This is a genomic window from Streptomyces sp. CB01580 (assembly GCF_001905795.1).
Lineage (GTDB): Bacteria > Actinomycetota > Actinomycetes > Streptomycetales > Streptomycetaceae > Streptomyces.
Window position 1 is genome coordinate 35,241 of record NZ_LIXJ01000040.1, and the last position, 23,039, is coordinate 58,279.

18 protein-coding genes are annotated in these 23,039 nt (G+C 72.4%); 13 read left to right on the forward strand and 5 right to left on the reverse strand.

What is annotated here, in order from left to right; all coding sequences use genetic code 11:
• Nucleotides 1–71: 71 nt before the first annotated feature.
• From AMK22_RS34195 to AMK22_RS34210, 3 genes are all read right to left on the reverse strand, one after another.
• Nucleotides 72–1,493 (reverse strand): coenzyme F420-0:L-glutamate ligase, encoded by a 1,422-nt coding sequence (locus AMK22_RS34195; RefSeq protein WP_079186562.1) that lies wholly within the window; start codon nucleotides 1,491–1,493, stop codon nucleotides 72–74.
• Entirely contained in the window at nucleotides 1,490–2,446 is a 957-nt protein-coding gene (gene cofD, locus AMK22_RS34200) for a 2-phospho-L-lactate transferase (protein WP_073791354.1), read from the reverse strand. Before cofD ends, AMK22_RS34195 begins: the two co-directional genes overlap by 4 nt.
• A gap of 123 nt (nucleotides 2,447–2,569) precedes the next feature.
• Nucleotides 2,570–3,193, reverse strand: a complete 624-nt coding sequence (locus AMK22_RS34210) for a cysteine dioxygenase (protein WP_079186563.1) — start codon at nucleotides 3,191–3,193, stop codon at nucleotides 2,570–2,572.
• 275 nt (nucleotides 3,194–3,468) lie between these two features.
• Between AMK22_RS34210 and AMK22_RS40400 the strand changes: the two genes are divergently transcribed.
• From AMK22_RS40400 to AMK22_RS34230, 4 genes are all read left to right on the forward strand, one after another.
• Entirely contained in the window at nucleotides 3,469–3,675 is a 207-nt protein-coding gene (locus tag AMK22_RS40400) for a hypothetical protein (RefSeq protein WP_206780485.1), read from the forward strand.
• Nucleotides 3,676–3,949: 274 nt separating this feature from the next.
• Nucleotides 3,950–4,213, forward strand: coding sequence for a WhiB family transcriptional regulator (locus tag AMK22_RS34220; protein ID WP_030927001.1), 264 nt, complete (start codon nucleotides 3,950–3,952; stop codon nucleotides 4,211–4,213).
• A gap of 572 nt (nucleotides 4,214–4,785) precedes the next feature.
• A complete protein-coding gene (locus tag AMK22_RS34225) occupies nucleotides 4,786–8,751 on the forward strand; it encodes a glycosyltransferase (protein ID WP_073791356.1) in 3,966 nt (1,321 codons plus the stop codon).
• Nucleotides 8,748–10,352: a DUF5719 family protein gene (locus AMK22_RS34230; RefSeq protein ID WP_073791357.1), complete on the forward strand. Its 1,605-nt coding sequence runs from the start codon at nucleotides 8,748–8,750 to the stop codon at nucleotides 10,350–10,352. Before AMK22_RS34225 ends, AMK22_RS34230 begins: the two co-directional genes overlap by 4 nt.
• A gap of 164 nt (nucleotides 10,353–10,516) precedes the next feature.
• Here the strand turns inward: AMK22_RS34230 and AMK22_RS34235 are convergent, their stop codons facing one another.
• Nucleotides 10,517–10,960: a metallopeptidase family protein gene (locus AMK22_RS34235; RefSeq protein WP_073791377.1), complete on the reverse strand. Its 444-nt coding sequence runs from the start codon at nucleotides 10,958–10,960 to the stop codon at nucleotides 10,517–10,519.
• A 321-nt stretch (nucleotides 10,961–11,281) separates the two neighbouring features.
• On the opposite strand from AMK22_RS34235, the gene AMK22_RS34240 reads away from it, so the two are divergent.
• The 8 genes from AMK22_RS34240 to AMK22_RS34275 all read left to right on the forward strand — a co-directional run bounded on the left by AMK22_RS34240 (nucleotide 11,282) and on the right by AMK22_RS34275 (nucleotide 20,458).
• A complete protein-coding gene (locus AMK22_RS34240) occupies nucleotides 11,282–11,659 on the forward strand; it encodes a DUF3499 domain-containing protein (RefSeq protein WP_199883392.1) in 378 nt (125 codons plus the stop codon).
• 199 nt (nucleotides 11,660–11,858) lie between these two features.
• The gene (locus AMK22_RS34245) at nucleotides 11,859–13,244 is read left to right on the forward strand and encodes a phosphomannomutase/phosphoglucomutase (protein WP_073791359.1); all 1,386 of its coding nucleotides are present in this window, start codon (nucleotides 11,859–11,861) and stop codon (nucleotides 13,242–13,244) included.
• A 204-nt stretch (nucleotides 13,245–13,448) separates the two neighbouring features.
• Entirely contained in the window at nucleotides 13,449–13,631 is a 183-nt protein-coding gene (locus AMK22_RS34250) for a Trm112 family protein (RefSeq protein ID WP_073791360.1), read from the forward strand.
• A gap of 201 nt (nucleotides 13,632–13,832) precedes the next feature.
• Nucleotides 13,833–14,969: an SIS domain-containing protein gene (locus AMK22_RS34255; protein WP_073791362.1), complete on the forward strand. Its 1,137-nt coding sequence runs from the start codon at nucleotides 13,833–13,835 to the stop codon at nucleotides 14,967–14,969.
• A 299-nt stretch (nucleotides 14,970–15,268) separates the two neighbouring features.
• The gene (gene manA, locus AMK22_RS34260; RefSeq protein WP_073791364.1) at nucleotides 15,269–16,447 is read left to right on the forward strand and encodes a mannose-6-phosphate isomerase, class I; all 1,179 of its coding nucleotides are present in this window, start codon (nucleotides 15,269–15,271) and stop codon (nucleotides 16,445–16,447) included.
• 95 nt (nucleotides 16,448–16,542) lie between these two features.
• Nucleotides 16,543–17,565, forward strand: coding sequence for a cation diffusion facilitator family transporter (locus AMK22_RS34265; protein ID WP_073791365.1), 1,023 nt, complete (start codon nucleotides 16,543–16,545; stop codon nucleotides 17,563–17,565).
• A gap of 583 nt (nucleotides 17,566–18,148) precedes the next feature.
• The gene (gene ahcY, locus AMK22_RS34270) at nucleotides 18,149–19,606 is read left to right on the forward strand and encodes an adenosylhomocysteinase (protein ID WP_073791367.1); all 1,458 of its coding nucleotides are present in this window, start codon (nucleotides 18,149–18,151) and stop codon (nucleotides 19,604–19,606) included.
• Nucleotides 19,607–19,846: 240 nt separating this feature from the next.
• Entirely contained in the window at nucleotides 19,847–20,458 is a 612-nt protein-coding gene (locus AMK22_RS34275; RefSeq protein ID WP_073791368.1) for a hypothetical protein, read from the forward strand.
• A gap of 58 nt (nucleotides 20,459–20,516) precedes the next feature.
• On the opposite strand, the gene AMK22_RS34280 is transcribed toward AMK22_RS34275, so the two are convergent.
• A complete protein-coding gene (locus AMK22_RS34280; RefSeq protein WP_073791370.1) occupies nucleotides 20,517–21,566 on the reverse strand; it encodes an RDD family protein in 1,050 nt (349 codons plus the stop codon).
• A gap of 120 nt (nucleotides 21,567–21,686) precedes the next feature.
• Here AMK22_RS34280 and AMK22_RS34285 point away from each other — a divergent pair, with 120 nt between their 5' ends.
• Nucleotides 21,687–22,694: a stage II sporulation protein M gene (locus AMK22_RS34285; RefSeq protein WP_073791371.1), complete on the forward strand. Its 1,008-nt coding sequence runs from the start codon at nucleotides 21,687–21,689 to the stop codon at nucleotides 22,692–22,694.
• Nucleotides 22,695–23,039: the final 345 nt, after the last annotated feature.

The window sequence follows — 23,039 nt, forward strand, 5'->3', positions numbered from 1 at the left end:
CACCGAGCCCTGTGCAGCCCATCACGCTCGTCCGCCGCGGCTCGCTCATCGCGTTCGCCCGGCGCGCTGGCTCACCGCACCGTGATGAACGCCTCCGGATCCCGCGCGTCCCGTGCCGTGGGCGCGACCGCCGCCCGCCCGATCGCGACCGCGCCCAGCGGATCCCACGATTCCGGCAGGTCCAGCACCTCGCGCACCACGTCACGGCAGAACATCGTCGAGGACACCCACGCCGAGCCGAGCCGTTCGCCCGCCAGCGCCACCAGGAAGTTCTGGATCCCGGCCCCCGCGGCGACCACGAACATCTCGCGCTCCGCGGTGTCCCGCCGCTCGTCCCCGTAGGTGTGGGAGCCGTCCATCACCAGGCACGGCACCGCCAGATACGGCGCCCGGCGCAGCACATCGCCCCGCCGTACCCGCTTAGCGATCGACTCCTCGCTCTTCCCGTCCCCGCGCAGGTCCGCGATCCATGCCTCCCGCATCGCGTCGAGCAGTCGGGTCCGCGACTCCTCGGACTCCAGCAGCACGAACCGCCACGGCGTCGTGTGATGCGGAGCGGGCGCCGTCACCGCCGCGGCCACGGCCCGCCGCACCGCGCCCGGGTCCACCGGTTCGTCGGCGAACTCGCGCACCGTGCGCCGCAGGGTCAACGCCTCCCGCACCGCCTCCGAGGTGCCGAGACGGAACATGTCGTCGGCCGCGTCGCGCACCAGCGCCCGCGCCCCGCCCGCGGAGTCCGGCGAGTCCGCAGGGGCCACGACATGGCCGAGCCCGCGCACCACCGCGACCGGCAGCCCCGACGCCTTGCCCTTGACCAGGTCACCGGCGGCGGCCAGTTCGTCGGCGGTGGCGACCACGGTCGCGCCGAGCGGATTGCCGTACGTGTCCGTCCCGCCGCGCAGATCGTCCAGCACCCGGACCCCGGCCGCCCCGATCGCGACATCGGTGAGCCCGCTGCGCCAGGGGCGTCCGAAGGTGTCCGTGACGACGACCCCGACCTCGACGCCGAGGGCGTCCCGCAGCCCGTCCCGGATCGCGCGCGCCGAGCGGTCCGGGTCCTCGGGCAGCAACAGCACCGTCCCGGCGGGGGTGTTCGAGGCGTCGACCCCGGCCGCCGCCATGACGAGACCCTGCCGGTTCTCGACGATCCGCAGCGCGCCGCGCCGCGCCACCACCCGTACCGTCTCGGCGTCGATCGCCGCCTCCCGGTCGGCGGCCTCGACGATCCGGCCCTCCGCCTTGGAGACAATCTTCGACGTGACCAGCAGGACGTCCCCGTCGACCAGCCCAGGACCGGTGGAGGCGATCAGCTTCGCCAGGTCGTCACCGGCCCGCACCTCGGGAATCCCGGGCAGTGCCCGGACCCGGTACGAGGGCGCCTCGTCGAAGGCCGCACCGGCCGCTTCCGCGGGGAGCGCATCGGCCGCTTCTCCGGAGCCCGCACCGGTCGTCTCGCCGAAGGCCGGGTCGCGGGCCGCCCCGGCGGCGCTCATGTCCGTACCTCCTCGGCCAGCGCCAGAGCCTGCCGGGCCATCTCGGCCGCCGCGTCGACGTTCGTCATCATCAGCGGCACGGAACGGCAGCGGATGCCCGCCGCCTCCACCGTGTCGACCGCCCCGGCGTCCACCGTGTCGACGAGCCAGCCGTCGAGCAGCCCGGAGCCGTAGTGCTCGGCCACGGCCGCCGCCGTCGACTCGACGCCCACCGCGGCGAGCACCTTGTCCGCCATCCCGCGCACGGGCGCGTCCCCGACGATGGGGGACAGGCCCACGACCGGCACCCCGGCCTCGGCGATCGCCTCCCGGATCCCGGGCACGGCCAGGATCGTCCCCACCGACACGACGGGGTTGGACGGCGGGAAGAGGATGACGTCGGCCTCCGCGAGGGCTTCCAGCACCCCCGGCGCCGGCTTGGCCTGCTCGGCGCCGACCGGAACGATCGCCTGCGCCTCGACCGAGGCGCGCAGCCTCACCCAGTACTCCTGGAAGTGGATCGCCTTGCGTTCGCCGTCCAGATCGACGGCCACATGCGTCTCCACCCGGTCGTCGGACATCGGTAGCAGCCGGACGCCCGGCTTCCACCGCGCGCAGAGCGCCTCGGTGACGGCGCTCAGCGGATAGCCCGCGGCGAGCATCTGAGTACGGACGATGTGGGTGGCGAAGTCGCGGTCGCCGAGGCCGAACCAGTCGGGCCCGACCCCGTACGCCGCCAGTTCCTCCTTGACGTGGAAGCTCTCGTCCGCACGTCCCCAGCCCTGCTCCTCATTGATGCCGCCGCCGAGGGTGTACATCACGGTGTCGAGGTCGGGGCAGACCTTCAGTCCGAACAGATGGATGTCGTCGCCGGTGTTGCCGATCACCGTGATGTCCGCGTCGGGCGCGGCCCGTTTGAGGCCGCGCAGGAAACGAGCACCACCGATACCGCCGGCCAGAACCACAATGCGCATGCCCGACAGTCTGTCAGGCGAAGCCCGATCATTGTCAGGGCGATGGGCGATGGGCGATGGGCGATGGGCGATGGGCGATGGGCAGTGGGCAGTGGGTGGTCGTCCGCGGGTGAGGGGCGGACGTCAGCCGCGTGCGGCGTCCACGGCCGCGCGTACGGCGTCCGCCGCCGTGGGTACGGCGCTCGCGGCCACGGGCAAGGCGTTCGCGGTCACGGGCAAGGCGTTCGCGGTCACCGGGGTGCAGTGCGCCGTGTGCATCGGCATCTCGGTCAGGCCCGGGTAGTAGATGTGCAGGCTGACGGCCGGTTCGAGGGAGTCGTTGATCACCTCGTGCACGGAGCCGGGCGCGAAGACGCGCTGTGCTCCGGGGGCCAGTGCGCGGGCGCCGCGCTCGGTGTGCTCGGTCAGCCGGCCGTCCAGGACGGTCAGCAGCCCGGAGGACGGGCCGTGGTCGTGGCGCCCGCTGCCCTGACCGGGCAGCCAGCTCAGCAGCCAGACCTCGTAACCGACCGAGGACTTTCCGGGTCGGGAGACGCCGGTCACCGGGGCAACGGCGCGCAGCCGGTGGTACCAGCGGGTGGTGGCGTCGTACTGGACGAGCGGCGCCCACTGCGTGCGGTCGGAGGCGATGCGGCGGGCGAGCCCGGCGAACTCGGCCACGGTGGACGGGTGCTCGCGTGCGGGCTGGAGGAGGTGCTGGACCTCAAGGATGTCGCCGGCGATCTGGAGGTCGCTGTCGCTGTTCATGGAAGCGGTCGGTTTCCTCGGCGTGGGGTGCGTGTGCGGGTGTCGCGGAGGGGCGGGAGAGCCACCGGAGACCGTGCGAGCGCCGGAAGGGAGCCTCTGCGGACGGCTGAGGAGCCTTCTCGATGGACGCGCTCTGCGAAGACGCTCTGCGGCGGGAACCTCGCGGGAGGAGCGGGAGGCGCTGGATCAGAGCCGGAGCCCTACGGCATCAACAGCTGTGACAGCTGGAACAGCAACAGCGGGCCTGGACAGCCGTACGGAACCCACGGATGTGGGTGGCGTACGTCGCTGCGGTCGCTGGCATGGAACCAAGGAGACCGGCTGCCGCCCTCACCTGTCAACTTGATGTCCGTTTTGTAGGTAATGGTTCACCCCAACTGGCTGCTTTGGGGTACAGAAAGGTTTATTCGGTCATGGTGGCGGAGATGTGGCGCATCAACCGCGCCGGTAAACGTCGTTGGGGCCTCGTGATCTATCTGTGATCTTGGTCGCTTCGGCGGCCGGCCCGAAACGTGGAGGCGGTCCCGTTCGTCTCTCTCGATGAGGGGGTGTGATGCGGTCCACGTCAGATGTCAGGTTTTTGCTGATTTGCACACTTTCCGCATACCCTTGGTTCCGCAGAGTGAATACCGGAGCCAATAGCAGATCCTCGCTTGACTGGCCTGGAGATACACACTTGTAATTTCACTCGTGTCGTTCGGCCGTAATCAGCAACGGCTGCATCACGGGGACGCAAGAGACAGACGAGGGGCGCACATGACCGAGCTGTTCCAGCAACTGCTGGTCGAGGACGCGGACGAGGAACTCGGCTGGCAGGAGCGCGCACTGTGCGCCCAGACCGATCCCGAGTCCTTCTTCCCCGAGAAGGGCGGATCCACCCGCGAGGCCAAGAAGGTCTGTCTCGCCTGCGAAGTGCGGTCCGAATGCCTTGAGTACGCCCTCTCCAACGACGAACGCTTCGGTATCTGGGGCGGACTCTCCGAGCGCGAGCGGCGCCGCCTGAAGAAGGCCGCCGTCTGACGCCATCGCGCCCACCGTCCGCCCGGTCCGTCGCGTACGTACCCGGCGGGCGGAGCGGATCGGTGAAGATCGGCGAGGGAACGATGGCGTCGGAGCGCCGCGCCCCCGCGTGGGGCGGAGCCCGCACGGGAACCGCATGCCGCGAGGGCCGGACGACGGACGACCGGCAACCGGGAACCGGTGGCCGACGACCGGTAGCCGACGGCCGAACAGCCGGACGAGCCGTCACGACCATGGCCCGTCGCCCGCCACCCGCACGCGGACGACGGGCCATCACCATGTGCGGCTGCCCGTTCTCGTGGCACCCGCCCCCGCCGGGCCGCCCGCTCGCGCGTCGCCCGGGGCTCGCCCCGCCGCCACCGTGACACCCGAGGCAGCCCGCCGCCCGCTCCCGCGTCCCCCGGTACCGGCCGTCACGGCCCCCGCCCGAGCGCTCGGCGCCACCGGGTGAGCCGTACCGTTAGTCTGGGGCCCCGTCCGAGACGCGCCAACGCCCCGACGGAGCGCGCGCGTACACCGATGCAGCCCCCGGGGGAATCGCCCCCGGACCCGGCCGGAGGGCCCGTACCTCGATGTCCGTGCACAGCCAAACGACGGCGCCGTACGCGGCTGCCGTCGCCCCCGAGTTCCCCCGGCATGTCGTCACCGCCGTGCTCGTCTCCCATGACGGCGCGCGCTGGCTGCCCGACGCGCTCGCCGGACTGCTCGGGCAGGAACGCCCCGTACAGAACGCCGTCGCCGCGGACACCGGAAGCGCCGACGACTCCGCCCGACTGGTCATCGAGGCGCTCGGCGCCGACCGCGTCCTGCACCTCGCGCGGCGCACCGGTTTCGGCGCGGCCGTCGACGAGGCGGCCCGTTCGGCCGGCGTCCTCACCCCCGAGGACCTGCCGTACCTGAAGCGGCCCGGCAACTGGGACCCCGTCACCAAGACCTGGCGCGACGACACTTACGACCTCCCCGAGCTCCCGCACGGCGAACCCGTGCAGTGGCTCTGGCTGCTCCACGACGACTGCGCGCCCGCGCCCGACGCGCTCGCCGAGCTGCTGCGGGTCGTCGACAACGATCCGCACGCCGCGATCGTCGGCCCCAAGCTCCGCGGCTGGTACGACCGCAAGCAGCTCCTCGAGGTCGGCGTCTCCATCGCCAACAGCGGCCGCCGCTGGACCGGCCTCGACCGGCGCGAACAGGACCAGGGACAGCACGACCAGGTCCGTACCGTGCTCTCCGTCTCCACCGCCGGGATGCTGATCCGCCGTGACGTCTGGGAGGAGCTCGGCGGTTTCGACCGCGCGCTCCCGCTGATGCGCGACGACGTCGACCTGTGCTGGCGCGCGCACGTCGCCGGACACCGGGTCCTGGTCGCCCCCGACGCCGTCCTCCGGCACGCCGAGGCGTCCGCCCGTGAGCGCCGCCCCATCGACTGCGTGGGGCGCTCCGTAGCCTCCCCGCACCGCGTCGACAAGGCCGGTGCCGCCTACACGATGCTGGCCAACGCCCGCGGCAAGGTGCTGCCCTGGGTGCTGCTGCGGCTCGTCGTCGGCAGCCTCCTGCGGGCCCTCGCCTACCTCGTCGGCAAGGTGCCCGGCCAGGCGCTCGACGAGATCACCGGGCTGGTCGGCACCCTGCTGCGCCCCGGACGGATCCTCGCCGCCCGCCGCACCCGCGCCGGTGGCGTCGTCGACCAGGCCGAACTGCGCGGTCTGTTCCCGCCGCCCGGCGCCACCGTCCGGGCCACCGTCGACCAGATCGCCGGGAACCTCGGCAACCGGTCCGACGCCGATTCGGGCGGCTCGCGGCGCGGCGCCGTGGAGTCCGGCCCCGGCGGCGAGGACGCCGACTTCCTGGAGATCGAACAGTTCGCGCGGCTGAAGCGGATCGGGCGCAAGCCCGGCCCGGTGCTCTTCGCCGTCCTCCTCCTCGTCTCGCTCGTCGCCTGCCGAGGACTGCTCGGCGGCGGCGTGCTCGCGGGCGGCGCCCTGCTGCCCGCGCCCGCCGACGTCTCCGACCTGTGGGGCCGGTACGCGGACGGCTGGCACCCGGTCGGCACCGGCGGCACCCAGACCGCACCGCCCTACCTCGCCGTGATCTCGGCCCTGTCCGCGCTGTTCCTCGGCTCGACCGGCTTCGCGCTCACGCTGCTGCTGGTCTGTTCGGTCCCGCTCGCCGGACTCACCGCGTACTTCGCCTCCCGCCCGCTGCTCCCGTCCCGACTGCTGCGTGCCTGGGCGAGCGTCGCGTACGCTTTCCTGCCCGCCGCGACCGGCGCCCTCGCGACCGGCCGCCTCGGCACCGCCGTACTCGCCGTCCTGCTCCCGCTGATCGCCCGTGCCGCCGTCTCCGCGCACGGCATGCGCGCCACCGGCGACGCGCGCGGCAGCTGGCGCGCCACCTGGACGTACACCCTGCTCCTCACCGTCGCGATGGCGTTCACCCCCGTCGTGTGGCCGATGGCCGTGGTCCTCGGCATCGGTGTGCTGGTCTTGCGCCGCCAGGACATCGCCGCGTACGGCCTCCGCTTCCTCGCCGCGATCGGCACGCCGATGCTGGTCCTCGCGCCGTGGTCGCTCTCGCTCCTCGCCGACCCGTCCGGCTTCCTGAAGGAGGCGGGCCTCGACCTCGGTACGGGCACGGCCTCCGCGCTCGACCTGCTCGGCATCAGCCCCGGCGGCCCCAAGGCCGCAGGTGGCGTGCTGCTGCTCGGCGTCGTGCTGGCCGCGCTGGCCGCGCTGCTGCGCGCGGAGCGGCAGTTCGCGGTGCGCACCGCGTGGGCGGTGGCGCTGGTGGCGCTGTTCTTCGCCGCGCTCACCAACGGCTCCGCCTGGGCGGGCCCGGCCACGCTCGTCTACGGGATCGCGCTGATCGCCGCCGCGGTGGTCGGGGCGGACGGCGCCCGGGTCCGCGTCGCCGAACTCAGCTTCGGCTGGCGCCAGCCCGTCGCCGCGCTGATCGCCCTCGCCGCGGGCCTCGCTCCGGTGCTGGCCGCCGCCGGCTGGATGATCGGCGGCGCCGCGGGCCCGCTGGAGCGCCGCGACCCGGTACAGGTGCCCGCGTTCGTCGCGGAGGAGAGCACCACCCGCGACCAGCCGCGCACCCTCGTCCTCGGCGGCACCTCGCCCGCCACCGTCTCGTACACCCTGGTGCGCGGCTCCGGCGCGCGGCTCGGCGACGCCGAACTGATCGAGGCGGGCGGCAGCAACAGCCACCTCGACAAGGTCGTCGCCAACCTCGTCGCGGGCTCCGGCGCCGACCAGGGCAGCCAGCTCAGCGGGTTCGCGATCCGTTACGTCCTGGTCCGCGACGGGGCCCCGAAGGAGATGAGCCGGGTCCTCGACACGACCCCCGGTCTCAGCCGGCTCAGCCAGCTGGACGGCAGCGCGCTGTGGCGGGTCGACCGGCAGGTCGCGCGCATCATGATCGTCCCGTCCGGTGCCGACGGCGAGCAGCTGCCGGTGGGCTCCCTCCCCGTCGAGGCGCACACGAAGATCCCGGCGGGCGGCCCCGGCCGCGTGCTGCGGATCGCCGACGCCGCCGACCCGAACTGGCGTGCCACGCTCGACGGACGCACCCTGACCCCGAAGACCGTCGACGGCTGGGCCCAGGGCTTCGAACTGCCGGCCGAGGGCGGCAGTCTGGACCTGACGTACGAGGCGCCGTTCACCCACACCGCCTGGATCTGGGCCCAGTGCGCGCTGGCCGTGGTGCTGGTGGTCATGGCGCTGCCGGGCCGTCGCCGGGAGATCGACGACGACCTGCCCGAGGAGGGCGTGGCCGCGGCCGCGGAGCCGGCCGAGGGCGAGGGGCGCCGGTCCCGCAGGCTCCGCGCCGCCGCCCGTGCGGAGGCCGAGGCCGCCTCGGCCGGAAGCGTGGGCGGGAGCGCGGAGGACGCCGCGGGGGAGTACATCCCGGCCCAGCAGAACACCGAACCGGGAACGGGACCCGAGCCCGGCCGGACGGACGGTCAGGAGACCTACGGGCCCCGGGCGGACGGACCGGACGGCTTCGCCCCGGACACCGACGGGACCCGGGACGGCTTCGTCCCCGGCGTCGAAGGCGACCCGTACGCCGTTCCGCAGCAGCAGTACGGCGAGTGGGACGCGGGCCGGTACCAGGACGCGGGCCACCAGCCATACCCGAACGCCCCGTACCAGGACGCCGGATACGGCGTGCCGCAGGAGGACCAGCACACCGCTGACCCGTACCCGCAGAACGGCGCCCACGACCCGCACGCCTACGACCCGAACGCCTACAACACGCACACCTACGACCCGAACGCCTACGACCCGTACGGCTACGCCCAGCAGCACCATCAGCATCCGCAGCACCATCAGTACGACCCGCAGCACCATCAGTACGACCCGCAGCACCAGCAGTACGACCCGCAGGTCCCGCAGTACGACCCGCAGGCGGCCTCGTACGACAGCCGGGCCGGCTACGGCGGGCAGGGCGGGTACGAACCGCAGAACCCCGACGAGAACACCGCCCCGGGCCAGAACCCGTGGCCGACCGGTAACGCATCGCGAGGCGAGTCCGAGTGAAGTCCAGCAGCCTGTCCCTCATCGCGGGCACCGTAGCCCTCGCCGCCGTCACCGGATTCGCCGTGCTGACCGCGCCCGGCGACACGAGCGCGGCGGAACCGAAGGCGGCCACCCGGCTGCCGGTCGAACGGTCCAGCCTGCTCTGCCCGGCGCCCGGCCGCTCGGACCTCGCCGAGACGACGTACACGGCCTACACCCCGGCCGCGGACGGCGGAGGCGGCGGGGCCGGTACGGCCGAACTGACGCCGTCCACGGCGGCCACGGCCGACGGCACCGCGGGCGGGACCGGAAAGGGGGACGGCGGTAAGGAGGAGGACAAGAAGAAGGACGACAAGGGCGGCAAGGACGACAAGGGTGACGGCAAGAGCGGCAAGGACGGCAAGGGCGACGGGAAGACGGACTCCACGAAGCCCGTCCTCTCCCTGAAGGAGCCCGGCAAGCCGGTCACCGCCGAGGTCTCCGGGGCCGGCGCCCCCGCACTGGTGGGCACCGCCACCGGGCGCCTGGCCCCCGGCTGGGCCGCCCAGCAGACCACCGTGGTCGAGGCGGGTGCCCGCGGCCTGCTCGGTGTCAGCTGCACCTCGCCGGGCGCCGACTTCTGGTTCCCGGCCGTGAGCACCGCGAAGTCCCGCGAGGACTACGTCCACCTCACCAACCCGGACGACACCGCGGCCGTCGCCGACATCGAGCTGTACGGCCCGGACGGCAGCCTCAAGTCGGACGTCGGCGAGGGCATCACGGTGCCCGCCCGTTCCGGCGTCCGCGTCCTGATCTCGACGCTGACCAGCGAGGCGGTCGAGGACGTGACCGCCCACGTCACCACCCGCACCGGACGTGTCGGCGCCGCCGTGAGGACCGCGGACGATACGACCGGCAGCGACTGGCTGGCCGCCTCCGTCTCCCCGAACGGCACCCTGGTGCTCCCCGGCATCCCGGCGGACGCCACATCCGTCCGTCTGGTCGCCTTCGCGCCCGGCGACGACGACGCCGACCTGAAGATCCAACTGCTCGGCCCGGGCGGCCCGATCTCACCGGTCGGGAACGAGAGCCTGCACGTCAAGTCGCGGATGACGGCGGGCGTCGACCTGAAGGACGTCACCAGGGGCGAACCCGGCTCACTGCTGCTGAGCCCGACGAAGGGCGGCGAGGGCACCCCGGTGGTGGCCGCGCTGCGCGTGGTCCGCGGCAAGGGCGACGGCCGGGAGGCCGGCTACATCCCGGCCACCGGTCCGGTGGGCGCGCAGGCGACGGCGGCGGACAACCGGGCCAAGGGGTCGACCCTCTCGCTCACCGCGCCCGGCGCCACCGGCACCGTGAAGGTGATCGCCTCGGCGGGCAGCGAGGGCGGCGAACAGGTCGTCAAGACGTACACGGTCAAGGGCGGTACGACCCTCGCGGTCACCCCGCCCGTGCCGTCGGGCCTCAAGGGCGGCTACGCGCTGACGGTCCGTACGGAGTCGGGCGGACCGGTCCACGCCGCCCGCACGCTCAGCCTCCCGCAGGACGGCGTCCAGATGTTCACCGTGCAGACCCTGTCGGACGATCGCGGAACGGTGGCGGTGCCCGACGCGGTGCAGGACCTGTCGGTCCTGGACGACTGAACGCGGCTGGACGACCGGACGCGGCGAGCGACCGGACGTGGCTGGACGACCGGACGCGGCGGCGCGGCGGTCGGGGTGTCCCGGCGGGGCGGCCCGGCCGCCGCGCCGTCCCGTTCCCGCCGACTCCTCCGCCCTCTCCGGTCCCGCCGTGCCCGTCGGCTCCGCTACTCCTGGCCGTACCGCGGATCCACCGACTCCGGCGAGAGCCCGAGCAAGTCCGCGACCTGCTCCACGACGACCTCGTGCACCAGCAGAGCGCGTTCGTCACGGCTCTTCGCGCGGATCTCGACAGGCCGGCGGTAGACGACGATCTGCGCGGGCCGGTTCTTCTCCGCGGACGTCGCGCGCCCCAGAGGTACGGTCTCCGCCCGCACCTCCGAGGCATCGGCCGAGGGCACGTCCAGCACCATGAAGTCGACATCGGCCAGTTGCGGCCAGCGCCGTTCCAGCCGCTCCACGGAGTCCTGCACGAGATCGCGGAAGCTCTCCGCCCTGCTGACCGACAGCGGCACCTGAGGTGGTGCCAGGGGCCCGCGCATGCCGCGGCCGTGACGGTCACGACGGCGTGGGCGGGGGTCGGACGGGTGGGGAGGCACGGGACTGTCCATCACCGACGCAGCGTAACCCCCGGCGGGGCGTACGGATCGTCGCTTGCTGACGGGGCGTCGGCCTGTCCAATCGTGAACAATCCGGCCAAACAGCAGGCCGTTTCAAGCCCGGCTCGCGACCGGTGTTCTCCTGCTGAATGACAGCTTTTGTGTCGAGCGGCGACCGGAATCGTTGCCGCCGTGACCTGCGTTTCTCTGTTCCCTCGCAGGTCAGAAGGTTGTCCGAAAGACAGTTGTGCCAGAGGTCACAGGGCGACACGGTGGGGTGACCTGGGGGAGAGTCGTCGCAGCCCGCTCAAGAGTGCGGTACCGTCCAACATCGTGAGCCCTGTACGTCGCTGTTCGCGCACCGCGTGCGGCCGCCCTGCCGTCGCGACACTGACGTACGTCTATGCCGACTCGACTGCGGTCCTCGGCCCGCTCGCCACCTACGCCGAGCCCCACTGCTACGACCTCTGTGCCGAGCACAGTGAGCGGCTGACCGCACCACGCGGCTGGGAAGTCGTCCGTCTCTCCGACCCCTCCGCCCCCCCGCGCCCCAGCGGTGACGACCTCGAAGCGCTCGCCAATGCCGTACGGGAAGCGGCGCGTCCGCACGACCGCGGCGGTGACGGCAGGAACGGCGGCCCGCAGACCGCCGACCCGATGGAGGTCGCGCGCCGCGGCCATCTGCGGGTGCTCCGCTCCCCGGACTCCTGACCGCTCCTCACCCCGGCCGGTTCTCCTGTCGGCCGGCCCCTCCCCGCCCGGCCGTCGGTCCTGGACCCCATGGCCGTCGGGAAGGTCCTCGCGGAGCCGTGGCACCCGAGCCGTTTTGAGGCGGCGGATCCCCCGGGACCTGCTGGAACGGGCGCCGGGTAGTTTGGGCGGACCGCAGAGAACTCAGGAGGACCGGCCCGTGGCTGCTGACCTGTCGCAGATCGTGAAGGCGTACGACGTGCGCGGGGTGGTGCCCGACCAGTGGGACGAATCGTCGGCCGAATACTTCGGGGCGGCGTTCGTCGAGGTGACCGCTGCGGACGCGATCGTGATCGGCCACGACATGCGGCCCTCGTCGCCGGGCCTCTCGGCGGCCTTCGCCCGCGGCGCGGCGGCACGCGGCGCGGACGTCACCCTGATCGGTCTCTGCTCGACCGACCAGCTCTACTTCGCCTCCGGCAGCCTCGGCCTCCCCGGCGCCATGTTCACCGCCTCGCACAATCCGGCCCGGTACAACGGCATCAAGCTCTGTCGGGCGGGCGCCGCACCCGTGGGCCAGGACACCGGCCTCGCCGAGATCCGCGCCCTGGTCGAGAAGTGGTCCGACGCCGGGGCGCCGGAACCGGTCGCCACCCCCGGCACCGTCACCGAACGCGAGACACTGACCGACTACGCCGCGTACCTGCTGTCCCTCGTCGACCTCTCGTCGATGCGCCCGCTGAAGGTCGTCGTCGACGCGGGCAACGGCATGGGCGGCCACACGGTGCCCACCGTCCTCGCCGGCCTCCCGGTCGACCTCGTACCGATGTACTTCGAGCTCGACGGCACGTTCCCCAACCACGAGGCCAACCCCCTCGACCCGAAGAACCTCGTCGACCTCCAGGCCCGCGTCGTGGCCGAGGACGCCGATCTGGGCCTTGCCTTCGACGGCGACGCGGACCGCTGCTTCGTCGTCGACGAACGCGGCAGGGGCGTCTCACCGTCCGCGATCACCGCCCTGGTCGCCGCCCGGGAACTCGACCGCAACGGCGGCCGGGGCACCGTCATCCACAACCTGATCACCTCGCTCTCGGTCCCCGAGGCGATCCGCGAACACGGCGGCACCCCGGTCCGCACCCGCGTGGGCCACTCCTTCATCAAGGCGGAGATGGCCGCGCACGGAGCGATCTTCGGCGGCGAGCACTCCGCGCACTACTACTTCCGCGACTTCTGGAACGCCGACACGGGCATGCTCGCCGCGCTGCACGTCCTGGCCGCGCTCGGGAGCCGACCCGGGCCGCTGTCCGAACTGGTCGCGCAGTACGACCGCTACACCGGCTCCGGCGAGATCAACTCCACGGTCGCCGACCAGCCGGGCCGTACGGCGGCGGTACGCGCGTCCTTCGCGCCCCGGGACGGCGTCACGACCGACGAGCTGGACGGTCTGACGGTCACGGGCCCGGACTGGTGGTTCAACCTGCGGGCCTCCAACACGGAACCGCTGCTGCGCCTGAACGTCGAGGCCCGCGACGGGCGGACGATGACCGCCGTACGGGACGAGGTGCTGGCCGTCGTCCGGGCCGTCCCCGGCCCGTCCGACGACTGACGACCGGGGCCGGGACGCCGACGCGCGCACTCGTGCGCGGCGCCGACGGTCGAGCCCCGGCGAGCGGGGCCGCCGGAACCGCGCGGGGCCGCTCCACCCGGGCCGCGCCCACCGCACCCCGGCGGTAGGCTGACGTCGCCCGGTCCGCGCGCGCGGGCGAACCGCTTGACCGAATGCCCGAAGACGCCTGAAGGGACCCCGCCCATGCCGCTCGAAGCCGGCCTTCTGGAGATCCTCGCCTGCCCGGCCTGTCACTCCCCGCTCGACGACCGGTCGGCGGCCGACAGCCCCGAGCTGGTGTGCACCGGCGAGAACTGCGGCCTGGCCTACCCGGTCCGGGACGGCATCCCCGTCCTCCTCGTCGACGAGGCCCGCCGCCCCCGGTGACGGGTTCCGCCCCGGGCGGCGGCATCCGCCCTGCGGCGGTGCACGCGCCCGCGTGAGCGGTACGCGTGCCGAGTGAAGGACATCCGCGCCCTCACGGCATCCGTGCCTTCACGGCATCCGTGCCCTCGTGGCATCCGTGCCCGAGGCCGCACGGTGATCAGCAGGTGATCGTGATCAGCAGGTGATCGGAGGACCGTCCCCATGCTCGACGAGTCGCTGCTCGACGCCCCGGACGCCCTGGCACGGGCCGACCGCCGGGGCCTGCTCCGCGGCGCCGCCGAGGCCGGAGCCCGGGTCCGCACCGCCGCCCGGCACGCGGCCGAGGCCGGAATCGCCGGGCTGAACCCGGAGGGCCGCCCCCGTTCCGTGCTCCTCGCGGGCTCCGGCACCGCGGCGGCGGGCGTCGCCGACCTGATCACCGCCCTCGCCGGCGCCTCCGCGCCCGTCACCCGCATCCACCCCACCGGGGTCGCCCCCGCCGCGGGCGCCCTGCGCTGGGCGCTGCCCGGCTGGGCCGGCTCGGTGGACCTGCTGCTGATCGTCACGGCCGACGGTTCCGAGCCGGGCCTCTCCCTCCTCGCCGAACAGGCGTACCGGCGCGGCTGCAGCGTCGTCGCGGTCGCTCCACGGCAGTCACCGCTGCGCGAGGCGATCGACGGAGCGCGCGGTCTCGTCGTACCGATGGCCACCGCCCCCTACGGCGAGTACGACGCGGAGACGTCGGCGGCCGGGCCGGGCACGCTCTGGGCCCTGTTCACCCCGCTGCTCGCACTGCTCGACCGGGTCGGCCTGGTGACCGCGTCCGCCCAGGAGCTCCAGGGCGTCGCCGACCGCCTCGACCGCACCGCGGAACGCTGCGGCCCGGCCATCGCCACGTACAGCAACCCGGCGAAGACCCTCGCCGCCGAACTCGCCGACAGCCTCCCCCTCGTCTGGACCGAGGGGGACACGGCAGGTCCGGTGGGCCGCCGATTCGCCGCGGTGCTCGCCGAACTGTCCGGCCGTCCGGCCCTCGCCGCCGAACTCCCCGAGGCCCTTCCCGCCCACGGCGCGCTGCTGGCGGGCGCCTTCGCGGCCGGGGCCGACCCCGACGACTTCTTCCGCGACCGGGTTGAGGAGCCGGAACCCCTGCACACCCGCGTCGTCCTGCTCCGGGACCGCCCGGCGGGCGGTCTCAGCGCCGCCCCCGCCGCCCGCGAACTGGCCCTCGGCCACGACACGGCGATCAGCGAACTCGAACCGGACGACGGCACCGCACTCGAAGCCCTGGCCGAACTCCTCGCGGTCACCGACTTCGCCGCCGTCTACCTGGCGCTGGCGTCGTCCGCCCGCGCCTGACCCCTCCGCGCCCCTCGTCCCGGGCACCTCCCCCGGACGACCTCCGCGCCCCGACCCGGAGAACGGTCCACCCGCACCCCTGGCATCCTGGAAAGCGCTTCCCGGAGAGCGTGGGCCCCGGGCCCGACCACCGCACCTGCCCGATCACCGCACCCGCCCGTACAGCATCCGCACACCGCTCGGCCACCACCACGACACCATCCGAGCCGCCCCGCACATCACACTGCCCCAGACACCCCTGATCCGCTGATCCGCGCACCCACGGGGATCCACGCATCCCACGAGCACGAGGACGAACCATGGACCGGCTCTCCAACACCGTCCGCCCGTACGCCTGGGGCTCCACGACCGCCATCCCGGAGCTGCTCGGCGTCGCCCCCACCGGTGAACCCCAGGCCGAGATGTGGATGGGCACCCACCCCGGCGCCCCCTCCCGCCTCACCCGCACCACCGGCGCCGCGGCGGGCCGCGAGCAGTCCCTCGCCGAGGTCATCGCCGCCGACCCGGAGGGCGAACTGGGCCGGGCCACCGTCGACAAGTTCGGCCCCCACCTGCCCTTCCTCCTCAAGCTCCTCGCCGCGGGTGCTCCGCTCTCCCTCCAGGTCCATCCCGACCTCGACCAGGCCCGGCGCGGCTACGCGGACGAAGAACGCCGTTCCGTCCCGATCGACGCCCCCCACCGCACGTACAAGGACGCCAGCCACAAGCCCGAGCTGATCTGCGCGCTCACCCCCTTCGCCGGTCTGTGCGGCTTCCGCAGGCCCGACGAGGCCGCCGCGACGATGGCGGCCCTCGGCGTCGACTCGCTCAAGCCGTACGCCGACCTCCTCGGCGCCCACCCCGAGGAAGCGGCCCTGCGCGAGGTCCTCACCGCGATCCTCGGCGCCGACCCGGCGGAGACGGCCGAGACCGTGAACGAGGCAGCGGCTGCGGCGCAGCGCCTCGGCGGCGCCCTCGCCCCGTACGCCCGGATCGCCCACCACTTCCCCGGCGACCCCGGCGTCATCGCCGCGATGCTGCTGAACTACGTGGAGCTCCAGCCCGGCGAGGCCCTGTTCCTCGGTGCCGGCGTCCCGCACGCCTACCTCGACGGCCTCGGCGTCGAGATCATGGCGAACTCGGACAACGTGCTGCGCTGCGGACTCACGCCCAAGCACATCGACGTGCCCGAACTCCTGCGCGTCGTCCGCTTCGAGCCGACCGAACCGGGCATCCTGCGCCCCGAGGCGTCCCCGTCCGGCGAAGAACTGTACGAGACGCCCGTGGACGAATTCCGGCTCTCGCGCTTCGACCTGTCGCCCGGGGCCGAACCCGTCGACCTGACCCGGAGCACCCCGCAGATCCTGCTGTGCACCGCGGGCGCCCCGAAGGCGGGCACGATCGGCCTCACCCCCGGCACCTCGGTCTTCGTGCCCGCCGGGGAGAAGACCGAAGTATCCGGTATGGGAACTCTGTTCCGTGCCACAGTGGTGGCCTGACGAACCTTCCGCACCGGCGGCTGCAACAATGTCCGGCCGTACCGCGGCGCCAGGGCCGCGGCACCGAAGAACCGACGAAGGGACATCAGGCACCCATGAGTGCGTCAGGCGGAACCAAGGCGATCGTGGCGGCACTCGGCGCCAACCTCGCGATCGCCGTGGCCAAGTTCGTCGCGTTCCTGTTCAGCGGCTCGTCGTCGATGCTCGCGGAGAGCGTCCACTCGGTCGCCGACTCGGGGAACCAGGGACTGCTGCTGCTCGGCGGCAAGAAGGCCCGGCGCGAGGCGACCCCCCAGCACCCCTTCGGCTACGGCCGCGAGCGTTACATCTACGCCTTCCTCGTCTCCATCGTGCTGTTCTCGGTCGGTGGCATGTTCGCGCTGTACGAGGGCTACGAGAAGATCAAGAACCCGCACGCGGTCGAGTCCTGGTACTGGCCGGTGGGCGTTCTCGTCTTCGCGATCATCGCCGAGGGCTTCTCCTTCCGCACCGCCATAAAGGAGTCCAACGAGACCCGCGGCTCGCTGTCGTGGAGGGAGTTCATCCGCCGGGCGAAGGCCCCCGAACTCCCCGTCGTGCTCCTGGAGGACTTCGGCGCGCTGATCGGTCTGGTGCTCGCCCTCGGCGGTGTCGGAATGGCGCTCGCGACCGGCGACGGCGTCTGGGACGGCATCGGCACCCTCTGCATCGGCGCCCTGTTGATCATCATCGCGATCGTGCTCGCCGCCGAGACCAAGTCCCTGCTGCTCGGCGAGGCCGCCGGCGCCGACCAGGTCGAGAAGATCAAGGCGGCGGTCGTCGACGGCGACACCGTCACCCGCGTCATCCACATGCGCACGCTCCACCTCGGCCCGGAGGAACTGCTGGTCGCCGCCAAGATCGCGGTGCGGCACGACGACACCGCATCCGAGGTCGCCAACGCCATCAACGCCGCCGAGGCGCGCATCCGCGAAGCCGTCCCGATCGCCCGCGTCATCTATCTGGAGCCGGACATCTACAGCGCGGCGGCCGCCGCGGCCGGCGCCAACCCCGGCAAGACCCCGGGCGGAGCACCGGAGGCCACCCCGGGTACGCCCTCCGGGAAGACCCCGGACGCCCCGGCGAATTCCGGTCACTGACCCGTCCAGCGGCCCATCCCCTGTCCCGCCCCTCCGGCCCTCGCCACGGGTCCTCGGGCCGCATCCACGGTCTTGGGGCGCACGGTCTTCGAGCCGCCTGCCCTCGCCTCGGTACCTACCGCAGGCGCAGGCGGGCCCGCCCCGTCCTCCGATCCACCCCGTACGCGTCCCTGGTCCGTCCCCGTCCCTCTCTGCTCTGCCCCGCTCCGTCCCCTCTCCGGCCTCCGGCCTCTTCTCGCTCCCCCCCGGATCCCCGTCCGGCCCTTCCCGGTCGTTCCCGGTCCCTTCCCGTCCGTTTCTTTCGGCCCTTCCCTGTCCGGTTCCGGCCTGGCCTTGTCCATGGCCCGCTTCCGGCCACTCGCGGTTTCGGGCGGGCTGGGAGCGCCCGGGGCGATCGGTGTAGATTCGACGGCAGTGTCAGACGTCGCTGCTGATGGCGGTCGATCGGTCCGCGCACACGGGCCGGCCGAGGGAGAGAGGGCCTCCGACGGACTGCGCTGCGAACGCCCGGGCATTCGTGTGCCCGCGTGCCCGCAGAGCCAGCCGCCCACCTCGACACCCACACCACGAGGAGCAGCCCGTTATGACAACGGTCGCCAACCAGCAGGACTTCAAGGTCGCCGACCTCTCCCTCGCGGCGTTCGGCCGCAAGGAGATCACCCTCGCCGAGCACGAGATGCCCGGCCTGATGTCGATCCGCAAGGAGTACGCCGCCGCCCAGCCGCTGGCCGGCGCCCGCATCACCGGTTCGCTGCACATGACCGTGCAGACGGCCGTGCTGATCGAGACCCTGGTCGCCCTCGGCGCCCAGGTCCGCTGGGCCTCCTGCAACATCTTCTCCACCCAGGACCACGCCGCCGCAGCCATCGCCGTCGGCCCGAACGGCACCCCGGACGACCCCCAGGGCGTCCCGGTCTTCGCCTGGAAGGGCGAGACGCTCGAAGAGTACTGGTGGTGCACGGAGCAGGCTCTGACCTGGCCGAACACCCCCACCGGCGGCCCGAACATGATCCTCGACGACGGTGGTGACGCCACCCTCCTCGTCCACAAGGGCGTCGAGTTCGAGAAGGCCGGCGCGGTCCCGGACCCGTCGACGGCGGACAGCGAGGAGTACGGCCACATCCTCGCCCTGCTGACCCGCACCCTTGGTGAGTCCCCGCAGAAGTGGACCCAGCTGGCGTCCGAGATCCGCGGCGTCACCGAGGAGACCACGACCGGTGTGCACCGGCTCTACGAGATGCACCGCGACGGCACCCTCCTCTTCCCGGCGATCAACGTCAACGACGCCGTCACCAAGTCCAAGTTCGACAACAAGTACGGCTGCCGCCACTCCCTGATCGACGGCATCAACCGCGCCACGGACGTCCTCATCGGCGGCAAGACCGCGGTCGTCTGCGGCTACGGCGACGTCGGCAAGGGCTGCGCGGAGTCGCTGCGCGGCCAGGGCGCCCGCGTGATCATCACCGAGATCGACCCGATCTGCGCCCTCCAGGCGGCGATGGACGGCTACCAGGTGACCACCCTCGACGAGGTCGTCGACAAGGCCGACATCTTCGTCACCACCACGGGCAACAAGGACATCATCATGGCCACCGACATGGCCAGGATGAAGCACCAGGCCATCGTCGGGAACATCGGCCACTTCGACAACGAGATCGACATGGCCGGCCTCGCGAAGATCCCGGGCATCGTCAAGGACGAGGTCAAGCCGCAGGTCCACACCTGGACGTTCCCCGACGGCAAGGTCCTCATCGTGCTGTCCGAGGGCCGCCTGCTCAACCTGGGCAACGCCACCGGCCACCCCTCGTTCGTGATGTCCAACTCGTTCGCGGACCAGACCCTGGCCCAGATCGAGCTGTACACCAAGCCGGAGGAGTACCCGACCGACGTCTACGTGCTGCCCAAGCACCTCGACGAGAAGGTCGCCCGCCTTCACCTCGACGCGCTCGGCGTCAAGCTGACGACGCTCCGTCCCGAGCAGGCCGCCTACATCGGTGTCCAGGTCGAGGGCCCGTACAAGCCGGACCACTACCGCTACTGATCCGCCTCGCTCCGGCCGGTCGGCGACCGCGTACGCGCACACCGTCACCGGCCGGCCGCGATACCACCGGCCGCCGATGACCGGCCGAGCGGTCGTCGCGGCGCCCCGGCCGTCCACGACCCGGGCCGCCGACAGACGGAACAGCCCCAGCAGCGGCTACGAGCGCAGGCCCCCGCACCCCCGTGTCGGGGGCCTGCCCCGTACCGCAGCGGCTCAGCCCGAGGAACCCCGAAGGACGCCATGCCCCGCGGTCGATATTCGCTTCACGATCTCCACGACCACACCCTCCTCGGCGAAGAACACTTCCAGTGCGCCCCCGGCCCCTCCGGCTGGCGCTATGTCTCCCGGACCACCGCCCCTTCCGGCGACCACCTCGGCTCTGTCGACCTGACCCTCGACGAGCTGGGTCGCCCCATCCGTCTCGAACTCCATGCCGCGAGCTGGCAGGTCCGCGGCGCCGCCCTGGACGGCGTCACCTGGGTCCGTACAGACCCGACCGGCCTTCATGCCACGGAAGGCAATGTGCGCGCCCACTCCTTCACCGGCACGTCCCCCGCTTTCTACGTCGCTACATCGCGACTGCTGCGCCTCACCCTCGATTCCCCCGCGGCCCGTGTCCGCCTCGTCGCCTTCACGGATCCGGTCCTCGCCCCCCGCACCGTCGACCAGTCCTGGGCCCTGGTGAACAGTGAAGCGCACGCCACTGACAATGGCCCCCTGGTTGTGGACGAATACCAGGTCAGCGGCCTGGACACGGGCGAGCGGCACACCGTTCACATCGCGGGTGACGTCGTGCTCTCGGCCCCCGGCATCGAACTCGAGGACCTCGACTCCCCGCCCTCACCGCGGTAGGGCCGGAGCACACCTCGCCTCGCACGGGTTCACCGCACATCGGGGCACTCCCACCACGTCAGGCGGGTGGGGCGAACCCTGTCGGGGCGGATTCCGGCCCGCCCTTCTCCACCACCGGGACCGCAGGAGCACCCGCCTTCGCATCGCCCGCGGGCGACATCGGCCCAGTCCGCGCTTGCGGTGCGGCCACGTTCACCGATCCCGCGCTCCCCGTATGTCCCCCCTGCCCCGCATACCCGGCCGCTCGCCCCGCATGTCCGGCCGAACCAACCGCCGCGCTCGTCGAACCCGGTGCAGCGGGTCCGTCCGATGTGCCTGGTCCACCCCAGGCCGTCCCGGGTACGGCCCCGCCCTGTGCGGCGGCGGTCATCACCCGCCGTGCGTCCCGCGCCTGCCGTTCGTTCACCACCGCTGCCAGATACGCCCCGGCGGGCACCCCCGCGGGCACGGGAACGCCCGTCCGCGTCGACAGCTCCCCGGCCAGCCGCTCCGCCATCGACTGGCCGATCCGTGCGTCGAGCTGGTGCATCCGTGTCAGGTACTGCCGTATCGCCAGCCACAGACTGTCCGGCACGGCCGACAGATCCAGCGCGGAGAATCGGCCGACCAGCCACGGCGGCGGAGGCGGCACGGCAGTCCCACGCCCCGCCGGTACCCGCTCCCGCACGACGAGCGTGCCCGCGAACACGTCCCCCAGACGTCGCCCCCGTTCCGACACCAACGAGGCGATGCAGGCGACGACCCCGAATGTCAGCAGGATCTCGACGAACCCCATGGCCCCACGCATCAACGCGTGCCGAAAACGAATCGGCCCCCCATCGTCCCGGACCACCCGCAGCCCGCACGCCAGTTTCCCCAACGAGCGACCACGGCTGAGCGTCTCCACCGCGATCGGCCCACCGATCAGCACCAGCAGGAAGGCGGCGACGGATATCGCCGCGAACGCCGCCTCGTCCAGCGTCGCCGTTGCCACGGCCAGTCCGATCGACACCAAGAAGAACGCCGCGCCCAACACGACGAGATCGATGGCCAAAGCCAGTGCCCGACTCGGCAGTCTCGCCGGCTGCAGCCCCAGTACGACCGCGTCCCCGGTCACCAGTCGACTCATCGCAGCCCCATCCCTCGCCGGTCTTCCCTGCCCCTCGGGCTCTCAGTCTGCCAAGCTGACCCGCAACGCGCCGCCGCGGTACGAACCCGCACGCACCCTTGCCTGGAGCAGCAGCCGACCATGGACCTCGATGTCTTCGTGAACGCCCATCGTGCGGAGTGGGACCGTCTGGACCGCCTCCTGCGCCGCGGACGCCGGCTCACCGGCGAGGAGGCCGACGAACTCGTCGAGCTGTACCAGCGCACGGCAACCCACCTCTCCCTCGTCCAGTCCAGCGCCCCGGACGCCGCGCTCGTCGCGCGCCTCACCCAGCTCGTGGCCCGCGCCCGGTCCACGGTGACGGGCACCCGCCGGGCCTCATGGCGCGACGCCACCCGCTTCCTGACCGCCGGATTCCCAGCCGCGGTCCACCGCTCCCGGCACTGGTGGATACCGACGGCGGTGCTCTCCACGCTGCTGGCCGTGATCATCGGATGGTGGATCGGTACGCACCCCGAGGTCCAGGCGGCCATCGCGGCCCCGGACGAGCTCCGCCGCCTGACCAGCCCCGGCGGGGAGTACGAGACCTACTACTCCAGTCACCCCGCGGCGTCGTTCGCGGCCCAGGTCTGGACGAACAACGCCAGAGCCGCCGCCATGTGCCTGGTCCTGGGCGCGTTCCTGGGTATCCCGGTGATCTGGATCCTCTTCGTCAACGTGCTCAACCTCGGAGTGGGCATCGGACTGATGTCGTCGGCCGGCCGGCTGGACGTCTTCCTGGGGCTGATCCTCCCGCACGGCCTCCTCGAACTCACCGCAGTCTTCGTCGCGGCGGGCACCGGCCTCCGCCTCGGCTGGACGGTCATCGACCCGGGCCCGTGCAGCCGCCGCTCGGCCCTCGCCCAGCAGGGCCGAGCGGCGATCGGTATGGCCATCGGCCTCGCCCTGATCCTTTTCGTCTCGGGTGTCATCGAAGGCTTCGTCACCCCTTCCGGCCTGCCGACCTGGGCCCGTATCGCCATCGGCATCGCGGCCGAGGCGGCCTTCCTCGTGTACGTCTACGTCCTGGGCGGCCGAGCATCGCGAGCAGGGGACCGGGGCGACATCGACGCCGCTGAACGCAGCGCCGAGCTGCCGGTCGCAGCCTGATGTGCATGCGCCCCCGCTGACCTGCTAGTCTGCTCATCTCCCCAGAAGGCTGTTGACACGGTCGGCGTGGGGAGGTAGATTCTAACGGTTGCCACGGACTGGACAGGTCCGGGCCAGGCGGTTAGCCTCTACAACCGCATCTCTGCGGGAATGCAATTTCCGCAGGATCTTTGATTCTCTCAATTCGGATCGTATGACCGTCCAGAACGGTCGAATGCTTCTGATAAAGTCGAATCAGCCGAAAGGTGAAGGCCCTCCAACGGCCACCGGAATTGAAATTCGGACCGGAAACGGAACGGAAAAAGAATCTGGTAAGGTTGGAAACGCCGAAAGGGAAAAGCGCGA